17 protein-coding genes and 1 pseudogene are annotated in these 15469 nt (G+C 67.7%); 6 read left to right on the forward strand and 12 right to left on the reverse strand.

Annotated features, from left to right (window positions below; genetic code table 11):
- Positions 1–109: 109 nt before the first annotated feature.
- Positions 110–250: a hypothetical protein gene (locus tag NLF94_RS07625; protein WP_254840869.1), complete on the reverse strand. Its 141-nt coding sequence runs from the start codon at positions 248–250 to the stop codon at positions 110–112.
- A gap of 39 nt (positions 251–289) precedes the next feature.
- Here NLF94_RS07625 and NLF94_RS07630 point away from each other — a divergent pair.
- Positions 290–1627: pseudogene (locus NLF94_RS07630) on the forward strand (RNA-guided endonuclease InsQ/TnpB family protein).
- A gap of 52 nt (positions 1628–1679) precedes the next feature.
- Here NLF94_RS07630 and NLF94_RS07635 read toward each other — a convergent pair.
- From NLF94_RS07635 to NLF94_RS07650, 4 genes are all read right to left on the reverse strand, one after another.
- Positions 1680–2975 (reverse strand): cytochrome P450, encoded by a 1296-nt coding sequence (locus NLF94_RS07635; protein ID WP_254840870.1) that lies wholly within the window; start codon positions 2973–2975, stop codon positions 1680–1682.
- Positions 2976–3067: 92 nt separating this feature from the next.
- Entirely contained in the window at positions 3068–3694 is a 627-nt protein-coding gene (locus NLF94_RS07640) for a fibrillarin-like rRNA/tRNA 2'-O-methyltransferase (protein ID WP_254840871.1), read from the reverse strand.
- A complete protein-coding gene (locus NLF94_RS07645; protein ID WP_254840872.1) occupies positions 3691–4518 on the reverse strand; it encodes an NOP5/NOP56 family protein in 828 nt (275 codons plus the stop codon). The genes NLF94_RS07640 and NLF94_RS07645 overlap by 4 nt, the downstream gene beginning before the upstream one ends.
- 587 nt (positions 4519–5105) lie before the next feature.
- Positions 5106–6221, reverse strand: coding sequence for a hypothetical protein (locus NLF94_RS07650; RefSeq protein ID WP_254840873.1), 1116 nt, complete (start codon positions 6219–6221; stop codon positions 5106–5108).
- Between the two features lie 119 nt (positions 6222–6340).
- Here NLF94_RS07650 and NLF94_RS07655 point away from each other — a divergent pair, with 119 nt between their 5' ends.
- The 3 genes from NLF94_RS07655 to NLF94_RS07665 all read left to right on the forward strand — a co-directional run bounded on the left by NLF94_RS07655 (position 6341) and on the right by NLF94_RS07665 (position 8974).
- A complete protein-coding gene (locus NLF94_RS07655) occupies positions 6341–7288 on the forward strand; it encodes a metal-dependent hydrolase (RefSeq protein WP_254840874.1) in 948 nt (315 codons plus the stop codon).
- A 379-nt stretch (positions 7289–7667) separates the two neighbouring features.
- Complete coding sequence (locus NLF94_RS07660) at positions 7668–8306, forward strand: hypothetical protein (protein ID WP_254840875.1); 639 nt, start codon at positions 7668–7670, stop codon at positions 8304–8306.
- The gene (locus NLF94_RS07665) at positions 8303–8974 is read left to right on the forward strand and encodes a DUF2238 domain-containing protein (RefSeq protein ID WP_254840876.1); all 672 of its coding nucleotides are present in this window, start codon (positions 8303–8305) and stop codon (positions 8972–8974) included. The genes NLF94_RS07660 and NLF94_RS07665 overlap by 4 nt, the downstream gene beginning before the upstream one ends.
- 123 nt (positions 8975–9097) lie before the next feature.
- On the opposite strand, the gene NLF94_RS07670 is transcribed toward NLF94_RS07665, so the two are convergent.
- Positions 9098–9724 carry a ferritin family protein gene (locus tag NLF94_RS07670; RefSeq protein WP_254840877.1) on the reverse strand — a complete coding sequence of 209 codons (627 nt, stop codon included), beginning with the start codon at positions 9722–9724 and terminating at the stop codon, positions 9098–9100.
- A 92-nt stretch (positions 9725–9816) separates the two neighbouring features.
- Positions 9817–10683: a sulfurtransferase gene (locus NLF94_RS07675; RefSeq protein ID WP_254840878.1), complete on the reverse strand. Its 867-nt coding sequence runs from the start codon at positions 10681–10683 to the stop codon at positions 9817–9819.
- Between the two features lie 256 nt (positions 10684–10939).
- Between NLF94_RS07675 and NLF94_RS07680 the strand changes: the two genes are divergently transcribed.
- Positions 10940–11725, forward strand: coding sequence for a sulfurtransferase (locus NLF94_RS07680; protein WP_254840879.1), 786 nt, complete (start codon positions 10940–10942; stop codon positions 11723–11725).
- A gap of 34 nt (positions 11726–11759) precedes the next feature.
- Here NLF94_RS07680 and NLF94_RS07685 read toward each other — a convergent pair whose 3' ends face one another.
- Together NLF94_RS07685 and paaE are read right to left on the reverse strand one after the other, a co-directional pair.
- Entirely contained in the window at positions 11760–12269 is a 510-nt protein-coding gene (locus NLF94_RS07685) for a hypothetical protein (protein WP_254840880.1), read from the reverse strand.
- Between the two features lie 59 nt (positions 12270–12328).
- Positions 12329–12496 (reverse strand): 1,2-phenylacetyl-CoA epoxidase subunit PaaE, encoded by a 168-nt coding sequence (paaE, locus tag NLF94_RS07690; RefSeq protein WP_254840881.1) that lies wholly within the window; start codon positions 12494–12496, stop codon positions 12329–12331.
- A gap of 144 nt (positions 12497–12640) precedes the next feature.
- Here paaE and NLF94_RS07695 point away from each other — a divergent pair, with 144 nt between their 5' ends.
- Complete coding sequence (locus tag NLF94_RS07695) at positions 12641–13870, forward strand: RNA-guided endonuclease InsQ/TnpB family protein (RefSeq protein ID WP_254840882.1); 1230 nt, start codon at positions 12641–12643, stop codon at positions 13868–13870.
- Positions 13871–13882: 12 nt separating this feature from the next.
- Here NLF94_RS07695 and paaD read toward each other — a convergent pair whose 3' ends face one another.
- Genes paaD through NLF94_RS07710 form a run of 3 tightly spaced genes read right to left on the reverse strand, consistent with a single transcriptional unit; the run spans position 13883 to position 15469 of the window.
- Positions 13883–14317 (reverse strand): 1,2-phenylacetyl-CoA epoxidase subunit PaaD, encoded by a 435-nt coding sequence (gene paaD / locus NLF94_RS07700; protein ID WP_254840883.1) that lies wholly within the window; start codon positions 14315–14317, stop codon positions 13883–13885.
- Complete coding sequence (paaC, locus tag NLF94_RS07705; protein WP_254840884.1) at positions 14310–15143, reverse strand: 1,2-phenylacetyl-CoA epoxidase subunit PaaC; 834 nt, start codon at positions 15141–15143, stop codon at positions 14310–14312. The genes paaD and paaC overlap by 8 nt, the downstream gene beginning before the upstream one ends.
- On the reverse strand, positions 15140–15469 hold the full coding sequence (locus NLF94_RS07710) for a phenylacetic acid degradation protein PaaB (protein WP_254840885.1): 330 nt from the start codon (positions 15467–15469) through the stop codon (positions 15140–15142). Before NLF94_RS07710 ends, paaC begins: the two co-directional genes overlap by 4 nt.

Below are 15469 nucleotides of genomic sequence, written 5' to 3' on the forward strand. Positions count from 1 at the left end.
GCCGGCCCCGTCGCTCGCCTCGGCCGGTGCTACCTTTCAACAGCGAGAGAGTCCCGCCGTTTACGGCGGGCGTGAATCGTGTAAGCCCGGTAACAGCACCGTCGCCTTATCACTGATCTTGAGTCTCCAACGCTTCCAGACCGGCTTCCAACACCTCTGAATATGCTTCCGAGAGGGTCACGCCGTTTGCTTCTGCGTAGTCCTTGATTCGCCCGTGGATTGCCCAGTCAATATCGATGTTTGGCCTCATCAACAGACTTATTAGACAGCGAGACTCATTATACTTCGGATGAAGCGTGCCAACACGTTCGCCGTGCGGCCGCTCACCGACACCGATGAGCGGGTGCTACGGGACCTGTTGGACGCTTCCGCCGCTCTCTGGAACGAAGTCAACTTCCAGCGCCTCATGCGGTACAACGACGAAGACGGCTTCGAGGGCGACGTCTGGGACGCCGATACCGGCGATCTGGAAGGTCGATACAAAGGCGTCCTCGGGGCGTCTACCGCCCAGCAGGTAATCCGGAAAAACAGCGAAGCGTGGCGGGCGTTCTTCCGCCTGAAAGACCAGTACTACGACGAGTCGGACACGTCGGTTACGGACCACCCGGACCCACCGGACTTCCGTGGCAACGAGGACGATGGGCGACAACTCAAGACCGTCATTCGCAACACGTCGTACACCGTCGAATGGGGCGACTGCTCCCGGCTTGAGATACTGGTCGGGCGCGAGTTGAAAGACCGATACGACCACACCGGGCGTCTCCGGCTGGAAATCGCTGGCGACCCGAATTGGCCCGACTACGAGAAACAGGGCCGGTTAGACCTGTGGTACGACGAGACTGATAGCACCTTCCGAGCTTCGCAACCCGTGACTGTTTCTGATGATGCACGGGACACTCCACTGGCCGACGAGAAGGCCGCTCTGGATATTGGTGCGAACAATCTCGTTGCCTGTACCACGACGACCGGCGAGCAATATCTGTACGAAGGCTGAGAGTTGTTCGACCACTTCCGTGAGACGACGCGAGAAATTGCCCGGTTGCAGTCGAAACTCGAAGAAGGCCGATACAGTAGCGAGCGTATCCGGCGGCTGTACCGGAGGCGAACCCGTCGCCGCGACCACGCCCAAGAAGCACTGTGTCGTGACTTGCTCGAACGACTTTACGAGGACGGCGTGGATACGGTGTATGTCGGTGGGTTGACCGACGTGCTGGACACGCACTGGTCGGTCGAAACCAACGCGAAGACGCACAACTTCTGGGCGTTCAAGAAATTCACCGAACGACTGGTCTGTACGGCAGAGGAATACGGTATCTCGGTCGAAGTCCGGTCAGAGGCGTGGACGAGTCAAGAGTGCCCGCAGTGCGGGTCAACAGAGCGAACCACCCGGCAGCAGGACACGCTCACCTGTCCGTGTGGGTTCGAGGGCCACGCCGACCTCACGGCGTCAGAAACGTTCCTGAGACGGCACACAGAGAAGGCAGTCAGGCCGATGGCACGGCCCGTGCGGTTCGAGTGGGACGACCACAACTGGTCGGAGTCACCACGCTCTCACCGTCCCAAAGAACGGCGCACAGACCCGAGTACCGTCCCTCGTGGCAGGAATGTTGCCTCCGGCGAGTCGTAGACCGGCCGAGACTCCCACGGAGGAAACCCCGGCGTTCACGCCGGGGAGGATGTCATACGGGGTCGGGACGTGCCTGCAGTTCGAGCGGGTCCAGCGAGAGCGTCGGCCCGGCGCTCACCGACAGGTCGCCCGGCAGTCGCAACGCCCGTCGCCGACAGACGACCGACACCACGGTTCGAATCGTCCGCTCGGCCAGCCGTCGACCGAGGCAGTACCGTGGACCGCCGCCGTACGGGAAGTACGCGAACCTCGGTCGGTCCCGTTCGGAGAGCCACCGCTCCGGCCGGAACTGCGCCGGCGCATCCCAGTGGGCCCCGTCCCGCCCGCACAGCCACGGCGAGAGCACGACCGTCGTGCCCGCCTCGACGCGGTAGCCGCCCAGCGTGACGGCCTCGCTCGGTTCCCGGAACAGGAGGTACTGCGGCGGGTACAGGCGGAGACTCTCCCGGACGACGGCGTCGAGATACGGGCGGTCCCCCGCACCGATCGACTCGGGGCCACCCTCGTCGGGCGCCTCGGCCAGTTCCTCCCGGAGGCGCGCCTGCACGTCCGGGTGGTCACCGACGAGCGCGAGCGTCACCGCCAGCGCCGTCGCGGTGGAATCGTAGCCCGCGAACAGCAGCGCTATCAGTTCGTCACGGATTCGCTCCGGTGCCACGCCGGCCGAGAGCATCGTTCCGAGCAGGTCGTCGCGAGCGGGGTCGGCCCCGGCGACGAGGCCGTCGATGCGGTCGTGCAGCGTCCGCACCGCGGCTCGAAACCGGTAGTTCGTCGGTGTCGGGACCCACTCCGGGAGGAATGCCGAGAGGCTACGCGGGTCCATCCGTGCGAGGACGTCGTCGGCCGCCTCGTCTATCGGCGTCCGGCCACCGCGGAGGTCGAGTCCGAACAGGACGCGAGCCAGCACCGAAAGCGACAGCGACCGCATCCGCTCGTCGACCCGTACCTCGTCCGGCCAGCTATCGACCGCGTCCGCCGCGTACCGGGCCGTCACCGACCCCGCGGCCCGCGCCTGCTTGTCCCCGAACCCCGACCGGAGGAGCCGTCGCCGCTCGCGCCACTCCTCGCCCTCCAGCAGGACCAGACTGCCCCCCTGTAGCGTCTCGAGGTTCTCGCGGACGATGTCGGCCTTCCGGTAGGCGTCGGCGTCCGTCGTGAGCACCCGCTCGGTCGGCCCGGGCGCCGAGACCAGACAGAACGTCCGTCCCCCTACCCTGGCCTGGAGAACGTCCTCGTCGGCCCGGCCCCACCGACGGAGCGACCCGAGCGGGTCCGAGAGGAACGGGAGCGTCTGGCCGAGCAGCGGGTGTCCGCCGGACGGGGCCGGCGGTCCTCCGGTCGTCGTCACGTCCGTGGCCTCGTGGCGGAGGGACTTGAATCGGGCGCGGACGCGTCCGGGGCCGCCACACCCGCCCGGGACGGGCGCCGACACTGCCGTCGCTACTTCGGCCGTGCGACCACGGCCAGGTGGTCGTCGTGGAACGGCTCCAGTCCCCGCGCCGACAGCACCTCGTACCCCTCGGCGAGCGAATCGAGGACCTCGTCGAACACCGCGTCGGGGTCGCCGGTGACGTCCTCGCTTCTGGCCTTCACCGACAGCAGCAGTCGGCCGTCGTCCCGGAGGAACCGTCGGTTGGCCAGCGCCACCCGCGCCTGGCCCCGCGTGGCGACGTCCTGCACCACGACGTCGACCGGCTCGACGACGTGGGCGTACGTCTCCGGCTTGCGGGCGTCCTTCAGGAGCGGAAAGAGGTTCCCTCGCGGTTCCGCCGCGTCGAGCAGGTCCCGCGCCGGCCGTGCGGCGAACTCGACGGCGTAGGTCGGTCCCGCGAAATCGGCGACATGGCTGACCGTCGTCCCGGCCGCGGCACCGAGGTACAGCACCGTCTCGCCGCCCGCCAGGCCGGTGTCGACGTCCATCTCGAGCATCGCACCGAGCTTCGACCGCCGGAGATCCCACCGCCGCCACTCGCCGTCGGTTCCCTCGCCGTACACCGGTTCGCCGCGGGTCGCAAGCGCCTCCTCGCCGTCGATGGCGCGGCGCTGGACGCCGTCGGGCAGGCTCACTCGACATCACGCTCCTGGATGCGCTCGATGCGGTCTTCGAGTTCGGCGTCCAGTTCCGGCTTCCGCTCGCCGGAGTAGTGGTCGACTCGCACCGCGATGGTCAGTTTGCCCGCCAGCGCCCGCGCGGCCGACCCCCGGTGGTCGGGGTGGGTCCCTCGAACCGCCTCGTGGGCGTAGATGACGCCGTGTTTCGGGGAGGGAGCGTGGCCCCGCAGGTGCGCGAACAGCGCCTCCTCGGCGCCGAGCACCTGCACCGTCCCCGCCGGCTTGCGGGCCAACTCCTCCAGTCCGCCCGCCAGCGCGACGAGTCGCGCCGCCAGTACTGGCCCCGCCATCGCGGCGAGGTTCGGCGCCACCTCCGGGGTCGTCCGCTCGACGTGGCTCCGGAGGTCGGCGGCCTCGTCGTCGAGGTCCCGGACCCGGCCGGCCAGCGAGACCAGCGGCCCGTCGTCGTCCGCCTCGGCCAGTTCCCGGGCGTACTCGACGCCCGTGCCGGCGTCCTCGCGGCTGCTGCCGGCCCACTCGGCGACCCGTTCGGCCAGTTCGTTGGCGACGCGCAGGCAGTCGTCCATCGCGCGCACGGCGTGAATCAACTGCTGGTCGTCGGCCCGTTCCCGCTCGCGGACCGCCTGCCGGGTCGCGGCCATCGTCGCCGCGTGGAGCGCCTCGTAGTAGTCGTCCTCGGTGTCGGCGAAGCCGGACTCGACCGCGAGGGACGGCCAGTCACGAGGGTCGTCGCTCTCGCCGCTCCTGATGGCGTCGGCTGCTGCGCCGATGTCGTCGCGGTCGGTCCCGGCGAACCAGCCCGCGTCACTGGAGTCCATCGATACTCGGATTTCCCGCCGGAGGTGTATAAGTCCCGATGGCGTCCGCTGGTGCGGCTGCCGTTCCCCGTGGACGACGTCGCCGGCCTCGTTCAGTAGTGCCAGGACGCCTGCCGCATGCGACGTCAGATTCCGGTGACCGCGGACCGTCCAGACGTCCCACGAGAACACTCCTTCTCGGCGGCGTTGCTGTGAGGGTGGGGGCCTCAGCGGTTTCGAGGCGGAGCCTCCGGTCTCAAGAAGCGAGGACTTCCGACGCCAGTCGGAAGGACGACGCGAGTAGGCCGGGGAGGAAGCCGACACGCTGGGAAGCAGGTACCGTTGTTGCTGCTGTTCGACTCGCCACCCGATACACTTTTTCCGGGGGCAACCATACCAGTGCCTAGTGATACCGCTGCGCACACGTCGCCGGTATCACGGGCCGCAGTAGCCCGGCCCCCGAATGGTGGGGATGTTGACCCCGACGGTCGTTCGGTACGGGTGAGGAACGACCTTCCTCCCCGGCGACAATTGACGGCGAGTCCCACATCAAAGCCCCTCCCTCAACGAGCGAGGTCGCAAGACCGAGCGAAGTAGGGCGGGGTCGGTTACAACCGTCCGATGCTCGTCGAGAACAGCACGCCGCCGTCCGGTGCGCGGACAGTGACGGTGACCTCGGTGTCGAGTGGCCGCGCGTCGTCGGCCGGCCGTTCGGCGGTCGCCCGGAGCCGCCCGTCGGCGTCGACCCAGAGGTAGCGGCTGCCGTCGCCGAACGGCGCCTCGAGAGTCGTCTCGTACAGTGTGCCGTTCGAGACGACGGTCACGAGAGAACCCGCCGGAGCGGCGTCGCCGTGGGTGTGGACCAGTTCGATGCTCGATGCGTCGAACTCGAAGATGTCGAGTCCCACGTCGAGGGCGGCGCTGGGCGGAACGCCGTCGAGCCAGTCCGGAGGCTCGGGCTCGGCGCCGAGTTCGATCACCTCGTAGGTCGTGCTGTAGACGGTGCCCTCGTCGTAGCTGACGTTCATCTCCGCACGGTGGATGACGCCCCGCTCGTCGACGAGCAGCGTCCCGACGGCGTCGTCGACGCCGTCGTTGCCGACTCGGTCGTAACTGACCGCGAGGGTCACGAACCGGACGCCGTCGCGGCGCTCGACGGCCGTCACCTCGTAGGCGTCGGCGGCGAACTGGATGTCGCGCTGGACGGTCCCGAACCAGACCAGCGACTCCGGTGGGGACAGCCGCTCGTGGACGTCGTAGGTGACCTCTCCGCCCTCGAAGTGTCGGGAGACCTGGGCGGTCGTGTTCAGCCAGATGTCGTTGCTGGTGACGACCTCGGTGCCGTTGGCGTCGGCCGCCGTCGACGTGCCGTTCCGGAAAGCGACCTCGCCGCCGGGGCCGACGACGGTCCGCAGGGCCAGCCGGCTTTCGACCGTACCCTCGTAGGTGGTCACGACCCGCTGGTCGACGGCGAAGCCGTCCTCCAGTAGGACCCGCTGGTGGGCGTTCATCAGCGCGACGGGATTGGTGATACCCTCGCGGGTGATGCCGGGTGCGAGTTCCGTCCCAGTGCCGGGCGTCGCGGTCGGCGTCGAGGTCGTTGCTGACGTCGGGGTCGGTGTCGACGTCGTCGTCGGCGTCTGGTCGTCGGTCGCTGGCGCACCGAACGAACAGCCGGCAAGGAGGACCAGTGACACGACCAGAAGCGTCTGCAGGGTACGCATAATCTCACGTCGCTCGACGCGAGAATGTAATCTGTGGTCGGTTCCAGATCGCTGGGAATCGCCGGATCGACCGAGACTGGCCGAGCGACTTATCTCCGCCGAGCGCGAACTACCGTCGAATGTTCGTCGGTCACGGCCTCGTCGCGTTCGCCATCGTCGCCGGTCTCGCCGCCCTCGCAGGCTGGGACAGGGAGCGAGCGCTGGCTGTGGGCCTGCTGGCCGGCGCCTTCGGCCTCTCGCCGGACGTGGACATCCTCTACGCTCCCGTGGGACTCGTCGGCGTCGACGGCCTTCTGGAGGCGGAAGCAGCCTTCTGGGCCGCCGGCAACGTCGTCCACCGGGCGGTGACCCACTCGCTCGTCGTCGGGGCACTCGGAGCGGTCGGGGCGGCGCTGTGGGCCGCCCGGACGAAGGCGACCAGGGCACTCGCAGTCACCGTCGGTACCGGGCTCGTCGCGGTAGGCGCGACCGACGGCGCGCTGTCGGCGGTCGTCATGGCCGCCTTCGTCGTCGTCGTCTTCGGCGTCGCCAGTGCCGGCACCCGGTGGGGAATCGACGCGCCGCACGTCGGGGCCGCCGCCGTGGTCGGCCTGCTGGCTCACCCCTTCGGCGACCTGTTCACCGGGGCGCCGCCGGAGCTTCTGTACCCCTTCGACGTCACGCTCGTCGCCGAGCGACTCCTCCTCCACCCGGATCCGACGATGCACCTGCTCGGCGCCTTCGGCCTCGAGATAGCGACGATGTGGGCGGCCGCACTGGTGTACCTCCACGTCACCGACCGGCGACTGACCGACCACGTCCGACCGCACGCGACGCTTGGGGTCGGGTTCGCCGGCGCCGTCCTCCTGTTGCCGCCGCCGTCGCTGGAGGCGCCGTACCGCTTCGTCTTCGGCGCGCTTGGCGTCGGGATGGTCTCCGGCGTCGGCGTCCACCCCCGGAACTGGTGGCGGCTGCTGACCCCCGACGCCGACCGTCGCCCGCTGACGCCGCTCGGCGTCGCGTTGACCGGCCTTGCCGCGCTGTCGGCCGCACTCCTGGCGTACGGGACGCTGTATACCTGGCTGTAGGTTTTTACAGAATTGCAAGGCGAATGCCACGGGGCTTGACCCCGTGGATGAAGCCGACACGTAATGGCACAAGCCATTAAGTTGCAAGATGCTGAATGATGGAGTGTGACGGCACAACGTGCCTCCGGCTTCAAGTCCAAAAACACGGACGGTCGGACGCGCCGCCGTCGCCACCAAGTAGGTCTGGGAGAGGCCGAATCCACGCTTGCGGAGACTGCGCTCCCTGTGGATTCCGCCGTGGAATCTGCAAAGTGCGTCGTGGAAACAGGAAGCCTCGGGGTCGTTCGAGAGAGCGGAGCTCTCTCGTGATGACGAGAATCTTCGATTCTCGAACCACTTGACCCCGAAGCACTTCACGTTGCCGCCCGAAGGAGACGGTATGGAGGAGTCGGTACTCGCGCAGATACTCACCGACACGCGGCTGAACGCGATCATCGCGTGGTTCCTGGTGGGCCTGGTCGCGCTGCTGGCCGCCGGCAGCGCCCTGGAGGGCGAACTGCTGTCTGCCGGCTTCGCGGTCGCCATCGTCGCCCTGGCGCTCGTGCCGCCCGTCGGCTTGCGGACCGTCCGTGCGATGCTGCCCTGGGAGGTACTGGCGGTCGCGTCGCTGCCGGTCCTGAGCCGGGCGTTCGTCGTCCTCGCCGGGCTGGGAACCGGCCGAATCGCCAACTACGTCGCGGTCGCGGCTATCGCGCTCATCGTGGCCGTCGAACTGCACGTCTTCACGCCGGTCCGGATGGACCACCGCTTCGCCGTCGTGTTCGTCGTTCTCACGACGATGGCGGCCGCCGGCGTCTGGGCCGTCGCCCGCTGGATTCCCGACGTCCTGCTCGGGACGACGCTTCTCCTCAAACCGGGCGTCGAGGAGTCCGTCATCGAGCACAACCTGATGCTGGACTTCGTGGCCTCGACCGTCGCCGGCGTCGGCGCCGGCATCGTCTTCCAGTTTTACTTCCGCCGGCACGCCCCGCTGGACGACCGCATCACCGACGACGTCGAACTGGAGGAGTTCCCGTGAGCCTCCGGGACCGCCTCGCGCTCGGCAGACGGTGGCAGCTCCGACTCACACGCGGGATGCAGGTCGCTATGGTCGGGCTGTTCGTCGTCGGTTTCGTCCGCGGCAACACCGGCATCCTCGTCAACACGGCGGTCGCGTTCGGCGTCTCGCTGCTTCCCGCCCTCCTCGAGCGGGACTACGACATCCCGCTGGACACCGGCCTGACGCTGTGGATCACGACCGCCGTCTTCCTCCACGCGCTCGGGACGGTCGGGATTCCGGGCACCGAGGGCACCTTCTACAACTCCATTCCGTGGTGGGACAACCTCACACACACCCTCTCGTCGAGTATCGTCGCCGCGGCGGGCTACACCACCGCCCGCGCGTTCGACGAACACTCCGATGCCGTCCGCCTCCCGCCGCGGTTCATGTTCGTCTTCATCCTCGTCGTCGTGCTGGCGTTCGGTGTGTTCTGGGAGGTCATCGAGTTCGCTATCGGCGAGGTGGCTGCACTCACCGGCAGCCGGGCCGTCCTGACACAGTACGGACTCGGCGACACGATGATGGACCTGGTGTTCGACACCGTGGGCGCGGTCATCGTCGCCGTCTGGGGGACCGCCTACCTCACCGACATCGTCGGCACGCTCACGGATCGACTGAACGATCGGACGTCCGGATCGAGCCGGTAGTGGTACAGCGGCAGGATCCCGGGGACGATTCCGGAAACCATTCGGATCGGCGGACGAGAAACGACCCTCCGAGATCGTGCCTCGATCCGTCTTCCGGTTCGAGGCCAGCGGTTCGAACCTTCCTCAACAGACCGGCTTCGGGTTGACGCCCATCCCCTCGAGCCGTTCGGTGTACTCCGCGTAGGCGGCCTGGATGGCGCCGCTTGCGGCCGTCTCCGCTCGCTCCCAGCACTCGTCGTTGTCCCCGCACAGCGACTCGAGCAGGTCGGTCGCGCGTTCGAGCTGGGCGTCGAGGTCGTCGCCCATCCCGCGGAACAGCCGTGCGGTCTGTGGGTCGGCATCGCCGACGAAGAAGCCTGTCACCTGTTCCTTGGACTTCTCGGCAGCCAGCGTCCGGCCGACGAACCCGCCGACGCGCTCGACGTCGCCCTCCAGGTCCCGCAGGTACGCCTGGATGGCCGGCACCTCGCCCGGGTCGTGGTCGTCGAGTTCGCCGGCGACCGTCTCGTAGTGGTCCCGCTCCTCGTCGGCGGTCGTCTCGAAGGCCGCCGCGACCTCGTCCTCCGAGAATCCGGCCCACGCCGCGTAGGTCTCGGCAGCGTGGTGTTCGGCCGTCGCAGCCGCGGTCAGCACCTCCCCGGCGTCCATCTCGCCCATCGTGTCGGCGTACAGCGCCTTCGAGGACCCGAGCCGCGAGAGAGCGGTCTTGTTCGCCTCGCGAACCTCTTCGAGGAACTCCTCGGGTGTCATGGGCGTCGGTAGGCCCGCCGCGCGCTTGTAACCAGCGGTCGGCGGCAACGCTGCCCGGTCGAAAGAACGGAGAAGTTATCGGTGGAGAGTGGTCAGTCGCCGCTGCCGCGTTCGATGGGCGCGCCGACGAGGTTGCCCCACTCCGTCCAGGAGCCGTCGTAGTTGGAGGTGTCCTCGTAGCCAAGCAGTTCGTGGAGCGCGAACCACGCGACCGAGGAGCGCTCGGCGATGCGGCAGTAGGCGATGGTGGTCTCCTCGCCCTCGATGCCGTGTCCGGCGTACAGCTCCTCGAGTTCGTCGCGGGTCTTGAACGTGCCGTCGTCGTTGGTCACGTCGGCCCACGAGATGTTCTTGGCGCCGGGGACGTGGCCGCCGCGCTGGGCGGTCTCCTGGAGTCCCGGCGGGGCGAGGATCTCGCCGCTGAACTCCTCGGGCGAGCGGACGTCCACGAGCGGCAGGCCGCGGTCGATGGCCTTCTCGACGTCCTCGCGGTAGGCGCGGATGGACTCGTGGGGACCGCTGGCCTCGTACTCCGTCGAGGGGAACTCCGGCACCTCGTCGGTCAGCGGGTAGTCGTTGGCCACCCAGTAGTCGCGGCCGCCGTCCAGCAGTCGGACGTCGTCGTGGCCGTAGTACTTGAACTCCCAGTAGGTGTAGGCCGCAAACCAGTTTGCGTTGTCGCCGTACAGGACGACGGTGGTGTCCTCGGTGATGCCGAGGTCCTCCATCAGCGCCTCGAAGGCGTCCTTCGAGAGCAGGTCGCGCTGGACCTGGTCGCGGAGGTCCTTCTCCCAGTCGAGACCGATGGCGCCGGGTGCGTGGCCCTCCTCGTCGTAGACCTCGGTGTCGACGTCGACCTCCAGCAGTCGATAGTCCGGGGCGTCGCTCTGGAAGTGGTCCAGGTGGTCCTCCACCCAGTCCGCCGATACGAGTACGTCCTCTTTCGCGTAGTCGCTCATGGTTCGGGTAGGTATACCTCCACTACCCATATAGTACTACGACTCTCGGCACGTTCGGCCAGCCCTCACGAGCTACGGATAATGTTACCGGTAACTGGTCGCAGTCCGTCGGCGGGTTTCGACCTCCGACCCCGCCGAAACGGGTCGAATCGGCGGCGTGACGACCGCCGTTCGAGCCCGGAAGGGGCAATAAGCTCCGGTAACTGCGACCGCGCCGGATTACAAGCTTCAAGCCGCCCCGCGCCGAGTGGCCCGTATGAGCGAGGTAGTGGTCCCGGCGTCGTGGCTGGCAGAGCGGCTCGGGGCGGTCCGGGTCGTCGACGTCCGCGACGCCTGGGAGTACGACGGCATCGGGCACGTCCCCGGCGCGGTGAACGTGCCCTTCGACAGCTTCCGCGCCGAGGACGAAGGCGAGGCGGGGATGCTCCCCGGCGCGGACCGCTTCGCCGAACTGATGGCCGAGGCGGGCGTCGGCACCGACGACGAACTCGTCGCCTACGACGACACCCACGGCGTCTTCGCGGCCCGCCTGCTCGTCACCGCGGAACTGTACGGTCACGACCCCGCGAAACTCCACCTGCTGGACGGGGACTTCTCGGCCTGGAAACTGGCCCACGAGACGAGCGACGAGACGCCCGACCCGGAACCGGCCGACTACGAGGCGTCGTTCCAGCGCGACGGCCCGCTCGTCGAACTCGATACCGTCGAGGCGGCCATCGACGACCCCGACACGGTCATCGTCGACACCCGCGAGGAGTGGGAGTACGAGGAGGGCCACATCCCCGGATCGGTCCGGCTGGACTGGCGGGAACTCGTCGACGACGATACGCGGGGGCTCGACCCCGAACCGGAGCTGCGACGGCTGCTGGAGGAGCGCGGCATCACCCCCGACCGGCGGGTGCTGCTGTACTGCAACACCGCCCGTCGCATCAGCCACACCTACACCGTCCTCCGGCACCTCGGCTACCCCGACCTCGCGTTCTACGAGGGCAGCCTCACCGAGTGGGAACGGGAGGGCGGCGACCTCGAGACGGGCGCCTGACGACGGGTCGGGCGCCCGCCTCGCCCGACGCCGGCTACCAGCACTCCATCGTCCGGGCGTTCTCGAGACTGGGGTCGGCATCGTATCCCCCTTCAGCCGCCCGACGAAGCCGGTCGTCGGCGACCAGGTAGACTACCCCGTAGTCGGGGCTGTCGGCGTGAACCTCGCCGTCGTCGGTCGCCTCGTTGTAGTAGAAGTTCGTTCGCATCTCGACGCGGTAGCCGCGGTCGACCTCGCGTAGCACCTCGACCGTCTCGCTGTGGCCGAACGAGGTCGTGTCCTCGGTCAGTACCCGACGCTGCCGGTAGGCGGCCTCGTACTCGCGGACGAACCGCTCGACCGACTCCTCGGTCCACTCGTCGGGGCGCTCGGGCAACTCGCGGGGGTCGAGTTCGCCGCCGGGGTCGTTCGGTGGCTCCCGGTCGCGTTCGCAGGGCTCGGTCGTTCCGGTCGGCGTCCCGTCGGAGAGCCGTCCCTCGCCGGTACAGCCGGCGAGGGCGGCGCCCGTCGCGCTCGCGGCCGCGATGAGCGTGCGGCGTCGCATGGGCGCCGCTACCGGCGCGACGTATAAGGCCCTTCAGGAATGTCAAACGGTCCTTTCAGTCACCCGAACGCTTCGAAGGGCTCGTTGCACTCGTTGCAGTAGTGCATCGAGCGGCACAGCGACGGGCCCTTCGGGTGCTCCCGTTCGGTGTCCGTCGACCCGCAGTAGGGACACTCCGCAGGGTCGTCGCCGTCGACGTCCGTCGAGGGGTCCGGCCGGTTCCTCATAGATACCACAGCGCGGAAACCCACCCCTTCAGGGGTGGGAGGAAGCGCGTTCGCTTGATTACACTACTGCCGTTGCCGGTGGCAGGTTGACTCCCCCACCGGGATATATTAATACTTTTAACCATGATTCTTGTTGTGATTAGTATGGAGGTCCGCCGAACCGTCCCGGTCAAACTCGACGTGACCGACGAACAGGCGGACCTGCTTCACGAGACGATTGACGAGTTCCTGTGGGCCGCTAACTACGTCGTAGACGCCGCGTGGGACGGCGAGTGGGTCGAAACCCGCTCGTCGGTCCTCCACGACATAACCTACGACGAGGTACGCGAGCAGACGCGGCTCCATAGCAACCACGTCCAATCGGCTCGTGACCGTGCTGTCGATGCGCTCGATAGTGTGGTCGCCAAGTGGTCGAAGGGCGAACACGCCTCGTTGCCGACGTTCACGACGCCGTTTTGCGAATACAACCAGCGCAACGCCACGTTCTACGACGACCACGCTTCGCTGTCCACCGTTGATGGCCGCGTCACCGCCGAGTACGTCTTGCCCGACGAAAACCGTGACACGCCCCACTCGAAGTATCTGCACTCCGAGGAGTGGGAGACGACCGGCGCGACACTCCACTACCGCCGTGGCGATTTCTACCTTCACGTCCGAACAAAGGCGGACGTGGACGACCCCGAACCAGTCGAGAACGGAACGGTTCTCGGCGTGGACCTCGGAGTCGAGAACATCGCCGTTACTTCGACCGGCGTGTTCTGGTCTGCCGACGAATTTAACCATTGGCGGACGGAGTACGTCGAGCGCCGCAAATCCCTCCAAGAGTGCGGGTCGCGGTGGGCACACCAAAACGTCCAAGCGGTCGGACGCAAGGAGACGGGCCGCTTCGAGCAGTACCTTCACCGCGTGGCGAACGAACTCGTCGCGGAAGCCGCCGAGAGCGGCTGTACGGTGATAGCCTTCGAGGACTTGACGGACATCCGCGACCGGATGCCCAACGCCCGGCGATTCCACGAGTGGGCGTTCCGTCGCCTGTACGAGTACGTCTCGTACAAGGCTAAAGAGCGCGGCATCCGGGTCGAGCAGGTGAACCCGAAGAACACGTCCCGGCGGTGTTCGTCGTGTGGATTCACCCACGAAGACAACCGCCCCGTACAGGACACGTTTTGCTGTCAGGCCTGTGGGTACGAGAACCACGCGGACTACAACGCGGCCAAGAACATCGGCTACAGGCTCCTTCGCAACCAAATTGGTGGCGAAGGAGGCGCACCCGTAGGTGTGCGCTTGAACACCGGGATGTTGAACGCGAACGGGGTCAAACCCCTGCCGGATTCGGCCAGAGCGGGAGTCCATGGTGAAAGCTCACGGCTTTAGCCGTGGGTTAACTTACACCGACACCCCGAACTCCCGGAGGTCGGCCTTGCCCGCCTCGGTCACCATCTCGAGGCTCCACTCGGGGCTCCACACGAGTTCGACCTCGGCGTCGTCGACGCCCTCCGCACGGGCGGCGGCCTGCCGGACGTCTTCGGTCAGGTAGTCGCGGGCCGGACAGCCCGTGTAGGTCAGCGTCATCGTCACCGTCGCCGTCCCGTCCTCGACGGTCACGTCGTATATCAGCCCCAGGTCGACCACCGAGACGGGCATCTCGGGGTCCTCGACCTCGTAGAGATGTTCCCAGACGGCGGCATCGAGGCCCTCGGCGTCGGCGCCCGTCGCCGGCAACGCCTCGACGTCGACGCCGTGTTCGTACTCCGTGTATGCGCAGTAGCTCGGTCCCGCCTCGATGTCCTCGACGTCGACCTCGGGGACGTCCTCAGACATCGGCCTCGTCGGGGTCGGGCATCAGTGCGGGCGCCTCCGAGCGCCCGAGCTGTTCGTAGGTGAACGTGAACTCGTTGTACAGCGACGCCCAGTCGTCGGTGTGGCTCCCGTCGCGGCCGCGGGCCGCCGGCAGCAGGTCCTCGTGGTCGGCGACCGGCACGTCGAGACCGAGCCCGCCCAGCACCGGCGTGACCATGTCGCGCCACTCCGCCCGCAACTCCGAGAGGGGGTCCGGCCGCACGCCGAGGTCGACGATGGCCTCCTCGTGGTCGGTCGGCTCGAACAGCGTCAGTGCGTGCGGAAAGAGGCGGTCGAGGGCGGCCTGAAGGCGCCGTCGCCCCTCGGCGTCCTCGGCGAGTCGCTCCAGCCAGTTGTGGGCGTGTTCGCGGTGGTACTCCTCCTCGCCGAGCACCTTCCCGACGCGGTCGGCGATTCGGGGGTAGGTGGTCTCCTCCAGCGACTCCAGCCGGAGCCGTTCGAAGGTGTCGTAGAGGTAGCCCCGGACGATGCAGTCGGCCCAGTCGCCCTCAGCGAAGCCCTGCTCGAGGAGCGTCGCGTGCCGGAAGTCCGCCGGGTCGCGTTCCCAGATGAGGTCGACCTGGTCGTGGCCGAAGTCCTCCAGCAGGTCGTACCACAGGCGGGCGTGACCCAACTCGTCCTGTGCGATGTTGGCGACGGCGACGTCGGCCTCCAGCGTCGGCCCGCGGACCTGCCACTCGGTATAGCGCTCGGCGGCGACGAACTCGTCGTCGGCGAGACACCGCAACTCGGCCTCGACGGCCGCCCGCTCGCGGTCGTTCAGTTCGTCGGCGGCGCCCAGCGTCATCGGTCCGCCTCCGCGAGGTCCCGTTCTGCGGCCTCCTGTTCGCGCTGGCTGTCCTCGATCTCCTCGGCGAACGTCTCGTCGGTGTTGTAGTTCGTCGCCCAGCGGTACTCCTTCTGGGTGGTGCCGCCCATCTCGACGCCCCGTTCGTCGGCGTGGACCTCCTCGATTTCCTCCTTCGGAACGACCCAGAGGCTGTTGGCCGGCTTCCGGCGGGCGTGCATGATCTGGGCGTACTGCTTGGCCATCTCGGCGTTCGGCGCGTGGACGTTCCCGACGTGGGTGTGGTAGTCCTTCGTCTTCTCCTGGCGGAACACTTCCCACTTCAT

The organism is Natronomonas marina (assembly GCF_024298905.1).
Taxonomy (GTDB): domain Archaea; phylum Halobacteriota; class Halobacteria; order Halobacteriales; family Haloarculaceae; genus Natronomonas; species Natronomonas marina.

Coding starts and splice junctions, on each gene's coding strand:
- NLF94_RS07670 (WP_254840877.1), bottom strand. CDS start 9,724: ATGACACCCGAGGAGTTCCTCGAAGAGGTTCGCGAGGCGAACAAGACC.
- NLF94_RS07675 (WP_254840878.1), bottom strand. CDS start 10,683: ATGAGCGACTACGCGAAAGAGGACGTACTCGTATCGGCGGACTGGGTG.
- NLF94_RS07680 (WP_254840879.1), top strand. CDS start 10,940: ATGAGCGAGGTAGTGGTCCCGGCGTCGTGGCTGGCAGAGCGGCTCGGG.
- paaD (WP_254840883.1), bottom strand. CDS start 14,317: ATGTCTGAGGACGTCCCCGAGGTCGACGTCGAGGACATCGAGGCGGGA.
- NLF94_RS07660 (WP_254840875.1), top strand. CDS start 7,668: ATGGAGGAGTCGGTACTCGCGCAGATACTCACCGACACGCGGCTGAAC.
- paaC (WP_254840884.1), bottom strand. CDS start 15,143: ATGACGCTGGGCGCCGCCGACGAACTGAACGACCGCGAGCGGGCGGCC.
- NLF94_RS07710 (WP_254840885.1), bottom strand. CDS start 15,469: ATGAAGTGGGAAGTGTTCCGCCAGGAGAAGACGAAGGACTACCACACC.
- NLF94_RS07650 (WP_254840873.1), bottom strand. CDS start 6,221: ATGCGTACCCTGCAGACGCTTCTGGTCGTGTCACTGGTCCTCCTTGCC.
- NLF94_RS07695 (WP_254840882.1), top strand. CDS start 12,641: ATGGAGGTCCGCCGAACCGTCCCGGTCAAACTCGACGTGACCGACGAA.
- NLF94_RS07645 (WP_254840872.1), bottom strand. CDS start 4,518: ATGGACTCCAGTGACGCGGGCTGGTTCGCCGGGACCGACCGCGACGAC.
- NLF94_RS07655 (WP_254840874.1), top strand. CDS start 6,341: ATGTTCGTCGGTCACGGCCTCGTCGCGTTCGCCATCGTCGCCGGTCTC.
- NLF94_RS07685 (WP_254840880.1), bottom strand. CDS start 12,269: ATGCGACGCCGCACGCTCATCGCGGCCGCGAGCGCGACGGGCGCCGCC.
- paaE (WP_254840881.1), bottom strand. CDS start 12,496: ATGAGGAACCGGCCGGACCCCTCGACGGACGTCGACGGCGACGACCCT.
- NLF94_RS07625 (WP_254840869.1), bottom strand. CDS start 250: ATGAGGCCAAACATCGATATTGACTGGGCAATCCACGGGCGAATCAAG.